Genomic DNA, 14625 nt, shown 5'->3' with positions numbered 1-14625 from the left:
GGCCTTCGCATGTCACCGGCGCGCCGCCGCCGGTGCCCGCGGGGCGGGCCCGCGGCGGCGAACCGGGCGCACGTCACTCGCGGCCCGCGACCGCCTCCGCGGGGTGCTGCCGCAGGGCGACGCGGCCGGGGAGCGCGGTGGCCGCCAGGGCCAGGGCGGCGACGCCCGCGACGAGCGCGAGGTAGCCGGCCGGCGGGATGTGCGGGACTGCGGTGCCGGTCATGCCGGCCGCGAAGGCGGTCAGGGTGGCGTATGCGATCCCGGTGCCGAGCACCCCGGCCAGCAGCAGGGCGGACAGCGTCTCCAGCCGCAGCATCCGCAGCACCTGCCGCCGGGTGGTGCCCACCAGCCGCAGCAGCGCCAGCTCCCGTACGCGGTCCGCAGTGGACATGGCCAGCGTGTTGACCACGGCGATCGCGGTGAAGGCGATGATGAGCCCCATGGCGACGTAGTTCACCGCGGCGTTCTCCGGCTCCGCGGCGACCGCCTCGGCCCGGTCGAGCACCTCGGCCCCCGGCACGCCGGCGAGCAGCTCCGCCAACTCGGCACGGGTCAGCTCGGGGGCCGCGACCAGCAGCGTGCCCAGCCGGTCGTCCACGTGCCCGGCCACCAGGTCGTGCGCCAGGGTGAGTTCGCCGAAGCCGAGGCCGCGCGAGTAGACCGCCGCGACCGTCAGCTCCGCGGGGGTGCCGTCGCCGAGGGTGAGGGCGAGTTCGTCGCCCACTCCGACGCCGAGCCGGCCCGCGGCGTTCTCGCTGACCGCCACCGCCTCCGCGTCGAAGCCGGCCATGCTGCCGGAGACCACGCCCAGGTCGGTGGTCCGCGCCAGCTTCCCGGCCGTGACGCCCCGGGCGGTGAGCTTGGTCAGCCCGGCCCGTACCTCGGTGTGCAGAACCTCGGTGACCGCCTCGACGCCCGGCTCCCCGCGGAGCGCCTCGGCCGCGCCGGCCGGGATCCGCGGGCCGGCGACGTAGTCCGCCCGCGTCCCGGCCGCGGCTTCCCGCTCGGCGGCGTGCCCCAGGGTGGTCGGTACGAAGAGGATGGTGCAGGCCAGCCCGATGAGCAGGCTGAGCGGGGTGACGACGGCGGCCGTCCTGCGGGCCCCGGTGCGCATGCCGGCGGCGGCGAGGTGGCCGCTGACCCGCGAGGCGCGCAGCGGTATCGCGGCGAGCGCGGCCGCGGCCCGGGCCAGCGGCGGGCCCAGCAGCGCCACCGCGATGGTCCACACCAGAGCGGTGAGCATGGTCACCGGGCTCGCGGCGGCCTCCGTCGACAGGCCCGACAGCACGAGGGTGAGGACCACCGCGCCCGCGGTGGCGACCGCCCCCGCGACCAGCCGCGGCCACGGCAGCCGCGCCGTGGGCAGGGCCGCCTCGCCCATGGCCTCCACCGGCCGGACCCGGGCGGCGCGGCGGGCCGCCAGCCGGGCCGCCGCCCAGGCGGCGAGCACCGTGGCGAGCAGCCCGGCGACCGCGGGGAACGGGCTGACCACCAGCGGCAGGTGCGCCGGCATCGTCCCCAGCTCCACGAACTTCGAGCGCAGCCAGAACCCCACCCCGAAGCCGGCCGCGGCGCCCGCGGGCCCGGCGGCCAGCGCGATCACCAGCGCCTCGCCGCCGAGCAGCCGGCGAAGCTGCCGCGGCGTGGCAGCGACGGCCCGCAGCAGGGCGATCTCGCGCTGGCGCTGCTGTACGGACAGGGCGAAGGTGCCGGAGACCACGAGCACCGCGACGATCAGCGAGGTGCCGCCCAGCGCGCCGCCCATGCTGATCAGCTTGATCCGTGCCTGCTCGGCGTCGAGGAACTCCGCCGTGCCGCGGTCCGCGCCGGTGTGCGCCAGCGCCCGGGTGCCGCGCAACGCGGCCGCGAGGTCGGGCTCGGCGCCCGGCGCGGTGAACACGCCGATCGCGCTCACCAGGCCGGGGCGGCCGGCCAGCCGCCGGGCCTCGTCCGGCGCGAAGAACAGCGTGTCCTGGCCGGCCACCGTCTGCGCGGTCACGCCGGTCACCCGGTACTCGGCGGCGCCGGCGGGGGTCAGCGCGCGCAACCGGTCGCCGGTGCGCAGCGCGGAGCCGCCGTCGACCACGACCTCGCCGGCCTGCCGCGGGGCGCGGCCGTCGGCCAGGGTGAAGGGGGTGAGCACGGCCGAGTCCCAGCCGTGCCCCGCCGCCTCGCCGTCCGGGGTGCCGACCGGGAAGGCGACCTCGGCGACCGCCTTGCGCACGCCCGGCACCCCGGCCACCTCCTCCGTCAGCGACTCGGGGATCCAGGCCCGTTCGGAGATGGCCTTGGACTTGTGCTTGGTCTTGCCGTTGCCCTTCGTGATGGTCTTGTGCACGTACTGGTCGCCGGCCACGACGACCGGGGCGCCGGCGTAGCGCTCGGGGTCGACGTGGCCGCGCAGGCCGGTCTCCAGCAGCATCCCGCAGGCGCTCACCAGGGCGGCGGCGCAGAACAGGGAGACGAAGGCGCCGGCGAAGGCGGCCTTGCGGTGCCGCAGGGTCTTCAGGGAGAACGACAGCAGCGCCCTCACTTCCACGCCCCCAGCCGGGTCATCCGCTCGGCGACCTTCTCCGCGGTGGGGTCCTGCGTCTCGTCCACGATCCGCCCGTCGGCGAGGTACAGCACCGTGTCGGCGTAGGAGGCGGCCACCGGGTCGTGGGTCACCATCACCACGGTCTGGCCGAGTGAGTCGACCGTCTCGCGCAGCAGGTTCAGCACCTCGCGGGCGGTCATCGTGTCCAGTGCGCCGGTCGGCTCGTCGCCGAAGATCACCTCCGGTCCGGTGGCCAGGGCGCGGGCGAGCGCCACCCGCTGCTGCTGGCCGCCGGAGAGCTGCGCGGGCCGCCGGTCCGTGCGCCCGGTCAGGCCCACCCGGTCCACGATGTCCCGCAGCCGCGCCTTGTCGGTGCGGGTACCGGAGAGCCGCAGCGGCAGGGTGATGTTCTCCAGCACGGTGAGCGAGGGGATCAGGTTGAACGCCTGGAAGACGAAACCGATGCGCTGCCGCCGCAGTTCGGTGAGTTTCGTCTCGTTCATCCGGGTCAGGTCGGTGCCGCCGAGCCGCACGGTGCCCGAGGTGGGGCTGTCCAGTCCCGCCGCGCAGTGCAGGAACGTGCTCTTGCCCGAACCCGAAGGACCCATCACCGCGGTGAAGCTGCACCGCGGGATGGCGACGGACACCTCGCGCAGTGCCGCCACCGCCCCCTGTCCCTTGCCGTAGACCTTGCTGACCGCTTCCAACTGCACTGTGTCCGCCATGGGTACGAGCCTGCCGCCCGGCGCGGACGCCTCCCACCGACGCCGTCACGCATGCGGCATGACGTCGTCATGATCCGGACACTGCTATACCTGACAGGGTGATATCGGTACTGCTGGCAGAGGACCAGCACGTGATCAGACGGGCGCTGTCCGCCCTGCTCGACCTCGAACCCGACCTGGAGGTCGTCGCGTCGGTGGACAGCGGCGCGGCGGCCGTGGACGCGGCCCGGGTCTACCGCCCCGACGTGGCCGTCCTGGACATCGACATGCCCGGCGAACTGGACGGCCTGGCGGCGGCGGCCCGGCTGCACGACGAACTCCCGGACAGCCGGGTGCTGATGCTCACCGCGTACGGCAAGCCGGGGCACCTGCGCCGGGCGCTCGCCGCGCGTGTGCACGGCTTCGTGCTGAAGACCGCGCCGCCGGACGAACTCCTCACCGCGATCCGCAAGCTGGCGGCCGGGGAGCGGGTGCTCGACCCCGCACTGGCGGTCGCCGCCTGGGACCTGGCGGACAACCCCCTCACGGAGCGGGAGGCGGAGGTGCTGAGGCAGGTCGCCGGGGGCGCCGAGCCGACCGAGATCGCGGGCAGGCTGCATCTGACGGCGGGCACCGTACGGAACTACCTCACCGGCATCGTCGCCAAGCTCGACGCCCGCAACCGCACGGACGCGGTGCGGATCGCCACGGAGGCCGGCTGGATATAGCGGGCGTACGCGGAGGGAGGTGTCCTCAACTCCGGCCCGGCACCCACGCGGACAGCTCGAACCAGCCGTCCCCCGCTCCCGCCGTCAGCGTCCCGTCGAGCGCCGCGAGCCGCGTGGTGAGGTTGCCGAGCCCCGAGGAGTCCCGCCGGCCGCCGGTCCCGCGTACGCCGTCGTTGCGCACCCGCAGCCGCACCCCGCCGGCCTCCGCGGCCGTGGAGATCTCCGCCGTCCGCGCGTCGCTGTGCCGCAGCACGTTGGTCACCGCCTCCCGCAGCACCGCGCTGAGAGCCGTCTCCGTACCGGCGGGCAGCCCGTCGTGGGCGAGCGAGACCCCGGTGTCTATCCCGGCCGCGGCCAGCACGGAGCGGGCGGAGCCGGCCTCCGTGTCCAGCGGCATCCGGCCCACGCCGCCCGCAGCGGACCGCAGATCGGCCTCTCCCCGCTCGGCCATCACCAGGATGTTCCGCAACTCGCCCCGGGCCCGCTCCGGCGGCAGCCGGCGAGTCAGCTCACAGGTCAGGAGGATGGCGGCGAGGCTGTGGCCGAGCAGGTCGTGCAGGTCCCGGGCGGCCCTCAGGCGCTCCTCCACCACCGCCGCACGGGCCAGCCGCCGCTGGGCCGCCTGCAACTCCCGCACGATCCCGGGCAGCCGCAGCAGCCCGTGGATGACCAGCCCGGTGACCATCGTGCTGAGCGTGTAGTTGACGGTCAGCGCCGGCGACAGCCTCAGCTGCACCCCGATGACGGCGACGCTCCCCATGACGGCGCCCACGACCGGCCAGGCCACGGCCCAGGGCAGCGCGAGCAGGACGGGCCCGGCGAGGAAGCCCGCCGTGCCCAGCCAGCCCCGGCCGAACTCCGCCATCGGCAGATACGTGAGCAGCGCCATCAGGGCCAGGTGCACCGGATGCCTGCCGTGCACCGACCGCAGGTGCAGGGTGACGACCACCGCCAGCAGGGCGGCGGCGGGCAGCACCTGGTGGCCGGACACGAGCAGCAGCGCCTTGAGCGAGAAGCCGGCCAGGACGGCGGCGAGCACCGCGAGGGACAGCCGGTACGCCCACCGCAGGCTGTCCCCGTCCGGCGCCGCCGGCCGCCCGGCGTCGGGCAGTACGGCCCGTACCTCCCGGCGGCCCTCGGGGGTCAGGGCGGTGGTGAGGCTGCCGCCGGCGGCGGCGATCCGCTCCGGCAGGCCGCCCAGGACGTCCTCCTCCGCGGTGGTGGTGTCGTCGCTGACCACCGCCAGCCACACCCGGCCCGGTTCGCAGCCGGTCTCGATCAGGCAGTGGGTGGCGGTGCCGCGGCTGATCAGGGCGGTGACGGCCTCCCGCAGCACCCCGCCCAGCAGCGCGCCCGCGGAGCCGAGCGGCTCGCTGTGCCCGGTGCGCACCTCGGTGGCGACGCCCGCGGCGGCCAGCAGGGCGCGGGCGGAGGTCATCTCGGGGGCCAGGGCCATGGCCCGGAACCGGTCGGCGGAGCCGCGGGCGTCCGCCAGGCAGTCCCGGGCGGCACCGGCGACCTCGGCGAGCAGTTCCGCGGACCGCTCGGGCCGGTCCAGCGCGGCGCGGACCCCCATGGTGATGCCGGCCAGTCCGCGGCCGAGCCCCTCGCTGAGTTCGGCGGCGATACGCAGCCGCTCCTCGCCGACGGCCGCGGCGGCGAGGTCGAGGCGGGCGGCGTGGACCTCGTCGGCCAGGTCGGCGAGCCGGGTGAGCCCGTAGCAGACCAGGCTGATCAGCAGCATGCTGATGAACGAGTCCACCGGGCCGGTCAGCGCCGCCGCGGCGGCCACCGGCACGGCGGCCGGCCACCAGGGCGTGAGCAGCAGCGACCCGCCGAGGAAGCCGAGGACGGCGACGGAGGTGCCGGTGGCGTACACCGCGGCCCCGCACGCGGCCGCCTGGGCGGCGAGCAGCAGCACGAGGCGCGGCCCCGACTGCCGCAGGGCCGGGACCAGTTGGCCGAGCTGGAGGGTGAACGCAAGGAGTACGAGCGGGGATCCGGCGGCCACGTACACGGCGGCGAACGCCGCCATCACGGCGACGGCGCTCCAGCGGGCCGGGCCGGGTCCGCCCGCGGCCCTCCGGGCCCGTCGCCGGCCGGCCGTCAGGACCCCGCGTCCGCCGGGGCGCCCTTCCGCCGCACCGGAACCGCCACGGGGCGCCTGGGGGTCGTCCGTGATGTCCGTCCGGGTGGGCACCGGCCCATAATGCCCCATACCCGCGGCTGTTCGCGCAGGTGACCGGGGTGCGGACGGCCGCCCGGCCGCACCGCGCCCGTACCCGTCAGCCCTGCTCGGCCGCCAGCCGCGCCAGCGCCGCGTCCACCCGCGCCAGCGTGCGCTCGCGGCCCAGCACCTCCAGGGACTCGAACAGCGGCAGCCCCACCGTCCGCCCCGTCACCGCAACCCGTACCGGCGCCTGCGCCTTGCCCAGCTTCAGCCCGTGCTCCTCGCCCGCGGCGAGCACCGCCTCCTTCAGCGGCTCCGCGGCCCACTCGGCCGCCGCCAGCTTCGCCCGCGCGGTCCGCAGCAGGTCGGCCGCACCCGGCTGCCCCGGCTTCATCGCTTTGTCCCACGACTTCTCGTCGGACACCGGCTCGTCGAGGAAGAGGAAGTCGACGTTGGCCGTGATGTCGGACAGCACCGTCAGGCGCGTCTGCGCCAGCGGCGCCACCGCCGCGAAGGCGTCCGCGTCGAATGCCTCCGCGGGCCACGGCGCGTGCGGCGCCCGCAGCCAGGGGGTGCAGCGCTCGGCGAAGTCCTTCACGTCGAGCATGCGGATGTGGTCCGCGTTGATGGCCTCGGCCTTCTTCAGGTCGAAACGGGCCGGGTTGGGCACCACGTCGGTGATGTCGAAGGCCGCGACCAGTTCCTCGCGGGTGAAGACGTCGCGGTCGGCGGAGAGCGACCAGCCCAGCAGGGAGAGGTAGTTGATCAGCCCCTCGGGCAGGAAGCCGCGCTCGCGGTAGAGGTTGAGGGAGGCCTGCGGGTCGCGCTTGGAGAGCTTCTTGTTGCCCTCGCCCATGACGTACGGCAGGTGGCCGAAGTCCGGCACCCGCTTGGCGACGCCGAGGTCGATCAGCGCGCGGTAGAGCGCGATCTGCCGCGGGGTGGAGGACAGCAGGTCCTCGCCGCGCAGCACGTGCGTGATCTCCATCAGCGCGTCGTCGACGGGGTTGACCAGGGTGTAGAGCGGGGCGCCGTTGGCGCGCACGATGCCGTAGTCCGTGACGTTCTCGGGGGCGAAGGCCAGCTCGCCGCGCACCAGGTCGGTGAAGGTGATCGTCTCGTCCGGCATGCGGAAGCGGACGATCGAGGTGCGGCCCTCGGCCTCGTACGCGGCCACCTGCTCGGCGGTCAGCTCGCGGCAGTGCCCGTCGTACCCGGAGGGCCGCCCGGCGGCGCGCGCCTGCTCGCGGCGCTCCTCCAGCTCGGCCGCGGTGCAGTAGCAGCGGTAGGCGTGCCCGGCGTCCTGGAGCCGGCGGGCCACGTCCGCGTAGATGTCCATGCGCTGCGACTGCCGGTAGGGCGCGTGCGGGCCGCCGGCCTCGGGGCCCTCGTCCCAGTCGATCCCCAGCCAGCGGAAGGAGTCGAGCAGTTGCTCGTACGACTCCTCGGAGTCCCGGGCCGCGTCGGTGTCCTCGATCCGGAAGACCAGCGAGCCGCCGGTGTGCCGCGCGTACGCCCAGTTGAACAGGGCGGTGCGGACCAGGCCCACGTGGGGGTTGCCGGTGGGGGAGGGACAGAAGCGGACCCGCAGGGGGGCCGGGGGGGCTGCGCTAGCCACGCTTGATCACCTTGTTGGCGAGAGTGCCGATGCCTTCGATGGTGACGGCTACCTCGTCGCCGTCGTGGAGCGGGCCGACGCCCGCGGGGGTTCCGGTCAGGATGACGTCACCGGGCAGCAGGGTCATCGCCTCGGTGATGTGCACGATCAGCTCGGGGATCGAGCGGACCATGTCCGTCGTCCGGCCGAGCTGGCGCTGTTCGCCGTTCACGGTGCACTGGATGGCGATGCCCTCGGCGATCCGGGCCGGGTCCAGGTCCGTCTCGACCCAGGGGCCGAGCGGGCAGGAGGTGTCGAACCCCTTGGCCCTGGCCCACTGCTTCTCGCGCCGCTGGACGTCGCGCGCGGTCACGTCGTTCGCACAGGTGTAGCCGAGGATCACGTCCTGGGCCCGCTCCAGCGGCACGTCGCGGCAGAGCCGGCCGATGACCACGGCCAGCTCCGCCTCGTGCTGCAGGTCCTGGGAGAAGGACGGGTACGCGACGGGGTCGCCGGGGCCGATCACCGAGGTGGACGGCTTGAAGAAGGTGACCGGTACCTCCGGCACCTCGTTGCCCAGCTCCGCGGCGTGCTCGGCGTAGTTGCGGCCGATCGCGACGACCTTGTTGGGGAGCACGGGGGGCAGCAGCCGCACCTTGTCCAGCGGGAGCCTGCGGCCCGACCGCTCGAACTCGGCGAAGGGATGGCCCTTGATCACGTCGAGGGTGACCTCGCCCCGGGGGGTGCCGGCGCCGTCGAAGCCGTCGGAGCCTTCGACCACACCGAACGCGACACTGCCGTCGACGGAGAACCTGGCGATACGCACGGGGCCCAGGTTATCGCCCCGCCACGGTGCGTCGCGCCGCGCGGGTTCAGGCGCCGGACGGGAGTTCTTCCAGCACGGTGCGGCGCGGGTTCGCGGTCCGGTCCGGCGGCTGCGCGCCGGGGGCGGCGGCGGCGATCCGGGCGGCGAGTGCCTCGGGCGGCTCGGGAAGCAGCAGGTCCCCGGCGTCGTCGAGGTGGGCGAGGGTGGTGCGCCGCGGGTTGGCTATCGTGCGGAAGATCATGGCGGTTACGCGCGCCTTTACGTGCCGGGGCCCGCTGCCGGGCCGACGAGAACTGGCTTTACGGAACGATCCGTTGTGTCAAGGGAAGGGTAGGCGCCGCTATTCCCCGCGCCGTCGGGACCCATCCCGTACGGCATTGTGACTTTCCTCACCTCGCCGGTGACGAATGCCAAATATCGTCGAGCCCGACGAGGGGTGGAAACAGTCGATGTCTGCATAGGGGAGACATTTCCCGACCGATGGTCCCGACCCGGGACACGGGCCTGCGCCATGCACCTCGTAGGAAAATGTCCGTTATCCCCACCCGCTGCTTGGACGGCGTGTAATGTGACCGGCACGGTGAGTAGTTGCAGTCGAGCTGTTACCCCCGGGCCTTGTTGGAGATCCCGGCACTGTGCTGGAATTCCACGGACCGTCGCTGGGGTGCAGTCGACGCAAAGGCGCAACGGGGCGCCACGCGGGGGACTGTGCGGGGAGCTTGCGCCGGTTGGTTCACGGCGGGTGGGGGCCTAAGCTCCCGCACGACCAGACAACGCTCCGGTGCATGCGCCGGAGCCGGTCCTAGAGGTTGCGACGCTAGTGCAGGGACGATTGAAGACTGACGGCAGCGTTCCGGGCGAGCCTGAGGTGCGTGGGAAGACCGACCGCGCAGCCTCCCTTCGGTACGGCCAGAGCGCGAGCTCCTCGCCGGACCGGAACGCCGACCGCGGCGGCGCCCGAATACCCGCGCCCGAGGCCGGCGACTTCGCCAACATGCAGCAGCCCAAGGGCTCGAAGGGGCCGGGCTCCCGGATCCTGCTGCGCAACTGGCGCATCAGCACCAGACTCGTCTCGCTCCTCGCGCTCCCCGTGGTCGCCGCGACCACGCTGGGGGCTTTCCGCATTGAGGACTCCTGGCAGAACCTCCAGCAGCTGGAGAACATGAAGCTGCTGACGGACATGACCGAGGAGGCCACCGAACTCGCCGACATGCTCCAGCAGGAGCGCGACAAGTCGGCCGGCCTCATCGTCGACGGGAACCCCAAGCACCCGGACATCACCGACGCCCGCGACGAGACCGACAAGGCCCTTATCGCCTTCACCCGGTCCGCGGACGAGATCGACACCACCGACGACGAGGACCTCGCCGGGGTCAACAACTCGCTGACGAGCGTCATCGAGAAGCTCAACAAGATCAACAGCATTCGCAAGACGGCCTACGCGGACGACACCGGCGGCGCCGCCCAGACGGTCAAGGCGTACGGCGAACTCGTCGACTCCCTGGTCTCGCTCTCCCAGGACATGGCCCTGGCCACGAGCAACCCGGACATGATCGCCAAGACCCGGGCACTGGCGACCTTCTCCTCCGCCAAGGAGTACGCCTCCGTCCAGCAGGCGATCATCAGCGCCGCGCTCGCCGAGGAGCCGCGCGACGAATTCGCCGAGGCCGACCGGCTGGAGGCCGCCTCCGCCCAGGAGGCCGAGAGTTCCTCGCTCAAGCTCTTCGCCCACCTGTACTCCGGCCGGATCGGCCTGACGGATCTGATGCGCTCGCTGGACGGCGGCAACGCCTCCGTGCAGCAGGCCGACACGTTCGCCAAGAACCTGGTGAACAACCCGGACAGCATCAAGAACGCCGACATGAGCTACCGGCACTGGTACGAGCTGGACAGCGTCAAGATCGAAGAGATGAAGAAGATCGAGCAGCACCTGCTCCAGGAGATGGAGCAGGCTGCGCGCGATCTGCGGTCCGAGGCCCAGAACGACGCCATCTTCAACGGCGTCCTGATCCTCCTCGTGCTGCTCATCTCGCTGGCCGGCGCCTTCGTCGTCGCCCGCTCCATGGTCCGCTCGCTGCGCCGGCTGCAGGACACCGCGCAGACCGTCGCCCAGAAGCGGCTGCCCGAGCTGGTCAAGCAGCTCTCCGACGCCGACCCGCAGGACGTCGACACCTCCGTCGAGACCGTCGGCATCCGCAGCCGGGACGAGATCGGCAAGGTGGCGTCCGCGTTCGACGACGTGCACCGCGAGGCGGTCCGGCTGGCCGCCGAACAGGCGCTCCTGCGGGGCAACGTGAACGCGATGTTCACCAACCTCTCGCGCCGGAGCCAGGGCCTCATCCAGCGTCAGCTCTCACTCATATCCGAACTGGAGTCCCGCGAGGCCGACCCGGACCAGCTGGAGAACCTCTTCAAGCTCGACCACCTCGCGACCCGCATGCGCCGCAACGGCGAGAACCTCCTCGTCCTCGCGGGCGAGGAGCCGGGCCGCCGGTGGACCCGCCCGGTCCCGCTGGTCGACGTGCTGCGCGCCGCCGCCTCCGAGGTGGAGCAGTACGAGCGGATCGAACTGTCCGCCGTACCGGCCACCCAGGTCGCCGGCCGCGTCGTCAACGACCTCGTCCACCTGCTCGCCGAGCTGCTGGAGAACGCCACGTCGTTCTCCTCGCCGCAGACCAAGGTCAAGGTCACCGGCCACGCGCTGCCCGACGGGCGGGTGCTGGTCGAGATCCACGACACCGGCATCGGGCTGTCGCCCGAGGACCTCGGGGCGATCAACGAGCGGCTGGCCAACCCGCCCACGGTCGACGTCTCCGTCTCCCGCCGCATGGGCCTGTTCGTGGTCGGCCGCCTCTCGCTGCGCCACGGCATCCGCATCCAGCTCCGCCCCTCCGACTCCGGGGGCACCACCGCGCTGGTCATGCTCCCGGTCGACGTCACGCAGAACGGCGGCGGCGCGGGCGGCAAGCAGCCGTCGGGCGCCGCGGCCGGCACGCCCGGTGCGGGCACCGGCGGCCCCGGCAAGAGCGCCCCGGCACGCGGCGCCGCCGCGGGCCGCGGCGGTGCGATGAGCAGGCTCGGCGCCGCGCAGCAGCGCGGCCAGGTGGGGGCGGGCGCCGGCGCCGGCCGGCCCGCGCTGCCCAGCCGCGACGTCGGCGGCTCGGGCGGCGGTCCCGGCGGCTCCGGCGGCCCGGGCCAGCGGCCCGGCCTGCCCGGGCGCGAACCCGCAGGTGCCGGTTCGGCCTTCGGCCGCTCGCCGGGCTCCGGCTCCGGTACGGGCTCCGCCTTCCCCGGCGGCTCGGCCTTCGGTGCCGCCCCCGGAGCGAACTCCCATTCGGGTACGGGCACCCCGGGGCAGGCAGCCCCGCCCGCCCGTCCCGGGCTGCCCGCCAGGCCGGGCGCCGACTCCGGTGCCCGCGAGCCGGCCGACGCCCAGCACACCGGCGCCGGGCTGCGCGACTCCGGCCGCGACCGGCACGACGGACCGCGCGAGCACGACGACGCCGACACCACCCAGTTCTCCCGCCCCGACGTCTCCGGCCCGCCCCCCGGCGGGGCCGCGGGGATCCCGGCGTTCGGCTCCGTGCCGCCGCCGCGCTCCCCGCAGTCGCCCGTACCCGGCGAGGCCGCCGCGTACGGTGCGCCGCAGGACACCGGCGAGCATCCGGCGCCGCCCCTGCAGCGCCGTCCGCAGCCCGGCTCCGGCCCGGGGGACACCGGGGCGCACCCCGTGGCCCGCCCGGGCGGCGGCCCGCAGGACACCGGAGCCCACCCGGTGCCGCCGGCGATCCCCGCGTCGTCGTACGACACGGGCGCGCACCCGGTGGCACGGCCCGGCCCCGGCGACACGGGCGAGTACGCCATGCCGGGGCAGCGCCCCGGCCCGGGCGACACGGGCGAGTACGCGATGCCGGGCCGGCGTCCCGGTCCCGGCGACACCGGTGAGTACGCGATGCCGTGGCAGCGCCCCGGTCCGCAGGACACCGGCGAGTACCCGACCGCGGTGCCGCAGCAGCGGGCCGGCTCGCCGCTGGACGACGGCCTCCTCGACGGCGGCCCCGTACCCACCACCGGCGACGAACCCACGCCGATCTTCGCTTCGATGGAGTCGAACTGGTTCCGCGGCAACCGCGGCCGCGGGGAGGCACCCGCGGCACCCGCGGCCGAGCAGCCCGCGGCCGACGCGCCGCCCGCCGCCCAGCCGGACCAGGAGGCGCCGGCCCGGCCCGCGTCCCCGCCCGCCGCCCCCGCGGCCCAGCCGGCCACGGCCACCCCCGCGGCGGCCTGGGGTCCCTCGCCCAACGACGACCGCTGGCGCCGTGCGGAGCAGTTGCGCACCCCGCAGGCGGGCGGCGTCACCACGTCGGGGCTGCCGCGGCGGGTACCGCGCGCCAACCTCGTCGCGGGCACCGCGCAGCAGTCCGCGAACGCCAGCGGAACCCAGGTCTCGCGCGCGCCCGACGACGTGCGCGGCAGGCTGACGAGCCTGCGCCGGGGAATCCAGCGGGGCCGCCAGGCCGGCGGCACCGGCGAGACCCTCGGCGGCAACGGCTTTGGTCCCACCTATCAGCAGGAGCGTTAGTTGAGTCCATTGAGCCAGGCGGCGCAGAATCTGAACTGGTTGATCACCAATTTCGTGGACAACACCCCGGGGGTGTCGCACACGGTGGTGGTCTCCGCCGACGGACTGCTTCTGGCGATGTCCGACGGCTTTCCGCGGGACCGTGCCGACCAGCTTGCGGCGGTGGCGTCCGGACTGACGTCGCTGACGGCCGGCGCCTCGCGCATTTTCGAAGGCGGCAGCGTGAACCAGACCGTGGTGGAGATGGAGCGCGGCTTCCTCTTCATCATGTCCGTTTCCGACGGTTCCTCGCTCGCCGTGCTGGCGCACCCGGAGTGCGACATCGGCCTGGTCGGTTACGAGATGGCGCTGCTGGTCGACCGGGCGGGCGCGGTGCTCACCCCCGACCTGCGCGCGGAACTGCAGGGCAGCCTGCTGCACTGAACCACGGCCGGCCGCCCCGGCCGCCCGCTTTATCAGACCCTTCCCCATCGGCCATGTTCCCGTCCGGAGGATCCATGACCCCGCCACCCGCCTCACCCGACTCGTACGGTGGTGCCCAGCATCAGCCCTACGAAGGTGAAGGCGATCAGCCGCTGGTCCGGCCCTATGCCATGACCGGCGGCCGGACCCGGCCCCGTTATCAGCTCGCCATCGAGGCGCTGGTGAGCACGTCGGCCGACCCGATGCGGCTGCAGGGGCTGCTTCCGGAGCACCAGCGGATCTGCCACCTGTGCCGAGAGGTGAAATCCGTTGCCGAGGTCTCCGCGCTGCTGACCCTGCCGCTGGGCGTCGCGCGCATTCTGGTCGCCGACCTGGCCGAGGCCGGCCTCGTGGCGATCCACCAGCCCGGCGGCGGCACGGATGCCGACGGAACCCCCGATGTGACTTTGCTCGAAAGGGTGCTCAGTGGACTTCGCAAGCTCTAGTGGTGTGGCCGGTTCTTCTCCGGCTCGTGCGACCACGTCGGCGAAGATCGTGGTGGCGGGTGGTTTCGGGGTGGGGAAGACCACGTTCGTGGGTTCGGTGTCGGAGATCAATCCGTTGCGTACCGAGGCTGTGATGACGTCGGCGTCTGCGGGGATCGATGATCTGTCGCAGGTGTCGGGGAAGACCACGACGACGGTGGCGATGGATTTCGGTCGTATCACGTTGGATCAGGATTTGATCCTGTATCTGTTCGGGACGCCTGGTCAGGATCGTTTTTGGTTCATGTGGGACGATCTGGTGCGTGGTGCCATCGGTGCGGTGGTGTTGGTGGATACGCGGCGGTTGGCGGATTGTTTCCCGGCGGTGGATTACTTCGAGAACTCGGGGTTGCCGTTCGTGATCGCGTTGAACGGGTTCGACGGGCATCAGCCGTACTCGCCCGACGAGGTGCGTGAGGCGCTGCAGATCGGCCCGGAGACGCCGATCCTGACGACGGACGCGCGGCAGCGGTCCGAGTCCAAGTCCACGCTGATCACGCTCGTCGAGCACGCGCTGATGGCCCGGCTGCGCTGA

11 protein-coding genes are annotated in these 14625 nt (G+C 73.6%); 5 read left to right on the top strand and 6 right to left on the bottom strand.

Annotated features, from left to right (window positions below; genetic code table 11):
* Positions 1-73 precede the first annotated feature (73 nt).
* Together LG396_RS11590 and LG396_RS11585 are read right to left on the bottom strand one after the other, a co-directional pair.
* A complete protein-coding gene (locus LG396_RS11590; RefSeq protein ID WP_372483489.1) occupies positions 74-2539 on the bottom strand; it encodes an ABC transporter permease in 2466 nt (821 codons plus the stop codon).
* A complete protein-coding gene (locus tag LG396_RS11585) occupies positions 2530-3261 on the bottom strand; it encodes an ABC transporter ATP-binding protein (RefSeq protein ID WP_051642459.1) in 732 nt (243 codons plus the stop codon). The genes LG396_RS11590 and LG396_RS11585 overlap by 10 nt, the downstream gene beginning before the upstream one ends.
* 98 nt (positions 3262-3359) lie before the next feature.
* Between LG396_RS11585 and LG396_RS11580 the strand changes: the two genes are divergently transcribed.
* A complete protein-coding gene (locus LG396_RS11580; protein WP_020610428.1) occupies positions 3360-3968 on the top strand; it encodes a response regulator transcription factor in 609 nt (202 codons plus the stop codon).
* 25 nt (positions 3969-3993) lie between these two features.
* Here the strand turns inward: LG396_RS11580 and LG396_RS11575 are convergent, their stop codons facing one another.
* From LG396_RS11575 to LG396_RS11560, 4 genes are all read right to left on the bottom strand, one after another.
* Positions 3994-6168: a sensor histidine kinase gene (locus tag LG396_RS11575; RefSeq protein ID WP_225794666.1), complete on the bottom strand. Its 2175-nt coding sequence runs from the start codon at positions 6166-6168 to the stop codon at positions 3994-3996.
* 85 nt (positions 6169-6253) lie between these two features.
* Positions 6254-7729 (bottom strand): glutamate--tRNA ligase, encoded by a 1476-nt coding sequence (gene gltX, locus LG396_RS11570; protein ID WP_078548545.1) that lies wholly within the window; start codon positions 7727-7729, stop codon positions 6254-6256.
* 19 nt (positions 7730-7748) lie between these two features.
* Positions 7749-8561: a fumarylacetoacetate hydrolase family protein gene (locus LG396_RS11565; RefSeq protein WP_018838960.1), complete on the bottom strand. Its 813-nt coding sequence runs from the start codon at positions 8559-8561 to the stop codon at positions 7749-7751.
* Between the two features lie 46 nt (positions 8562-8607).
* On the bottom strand, positions 8608-8802 hold the full coding sequence (locus LG396_RS11560; RefSeq protein ID WP_018838961.1) for a hypothetical protein: 195 nt from the start codon (positions 8800-8802) through the stop codon (positions 8608-8610).
* A gap of 627 nt (positions 8803-9429) precedes the next feature.
* On the opposite strand from LG396_RS11560, the gene LG396_RS11555 reads away from it, so the two are divergent.
* The 4 genes from LG396_RS11555 to LG396_RS11540 all read left to right on the top strand — a co-directional run bounded on the left by LG396_RS11555 (position 9430) and on the right by LG396_RS11540 (position 14625).
* The gene (locus LG396_RS11555; protein ID WP_225794665.1) at positions 9430-13143 is read left to right on the top strand and encodes a sensor histidine kinase; all 3714 of its coding nucleotides are present in this window, start codon (positions 9430-9432) and stop codon (positions 13141-13143) included.
* Complete coding sequence (locus LG396_RS11550) at positions 13144-13566, top strand: roadblock/LC7 domain-containing protein (RefSeq protein ID WP_078524120.1); 423 nt, start codon at positions 13144-13146, stop codon at positions 13564-13566.
* Between the two features lie 74 nt (positions 13567-13640).
* Positions 13641-14051 carry a DUF742 domain-containing protein gene (locus LG396_RS11545; protein ID WP_026276533.1) on the top strand — a complete coding sequence of 137 codons (411 nt, stop codon included), beginning with the start codon at positions 13641-13643 and terminating at the stop codon, positions 14049-14051.
* The gene (locus LG396_RS11540) at positions 14032-14625 is read left to right on the top strand and encodes a GTP-binding protein (RefSeq protein WP_078572953.1); all 594 of its coding nucleotides are present in this window, start codon (positions 14032-14034) and stop codon (positions 14623-14625) included. The genes LG396_RS11545 and LG396_RS11540 overlap by 20 nt, the downstream gene beginning before the upstream one ends.

The organism is Streptomyces aculeolatus, assembly GCF_020400605.1.
Lineage (GTDB): Bacteria > Actinomycetota > Actinomycetes > Streptomycetales > Streptomycetaceae > Streptomyces > Streptomyces aculeolatus.
Note: the sequence above shows the minus strand (reverse complement) of the source record. Positions and strands in the feature narration are given on the sequence as shown.

Coding starts and splice junctions, on each gene's coding strand:
- LG396_RS11585 (WP_051642459.1), bottom strand. CDS start 3,261: ATGGCGGACACAGTGCAGTTGGAAGCGGTCAGCAAGGTCTACGGCAAG.
- LG396_RS11560 (WP_018838961.1), bottom strand. CDS start 8,802: ATGATCTTCCGCACGATAGCCAACCCGCGGCGCACCACCCTCGCCCAC.
- LG396_RS11545 (WP_026276533.1), top strand. CDS start 13,641: ATGACCCCGCCACCCGCCTCACCCGACTCGTACGGTGGTGCCCAGCAT.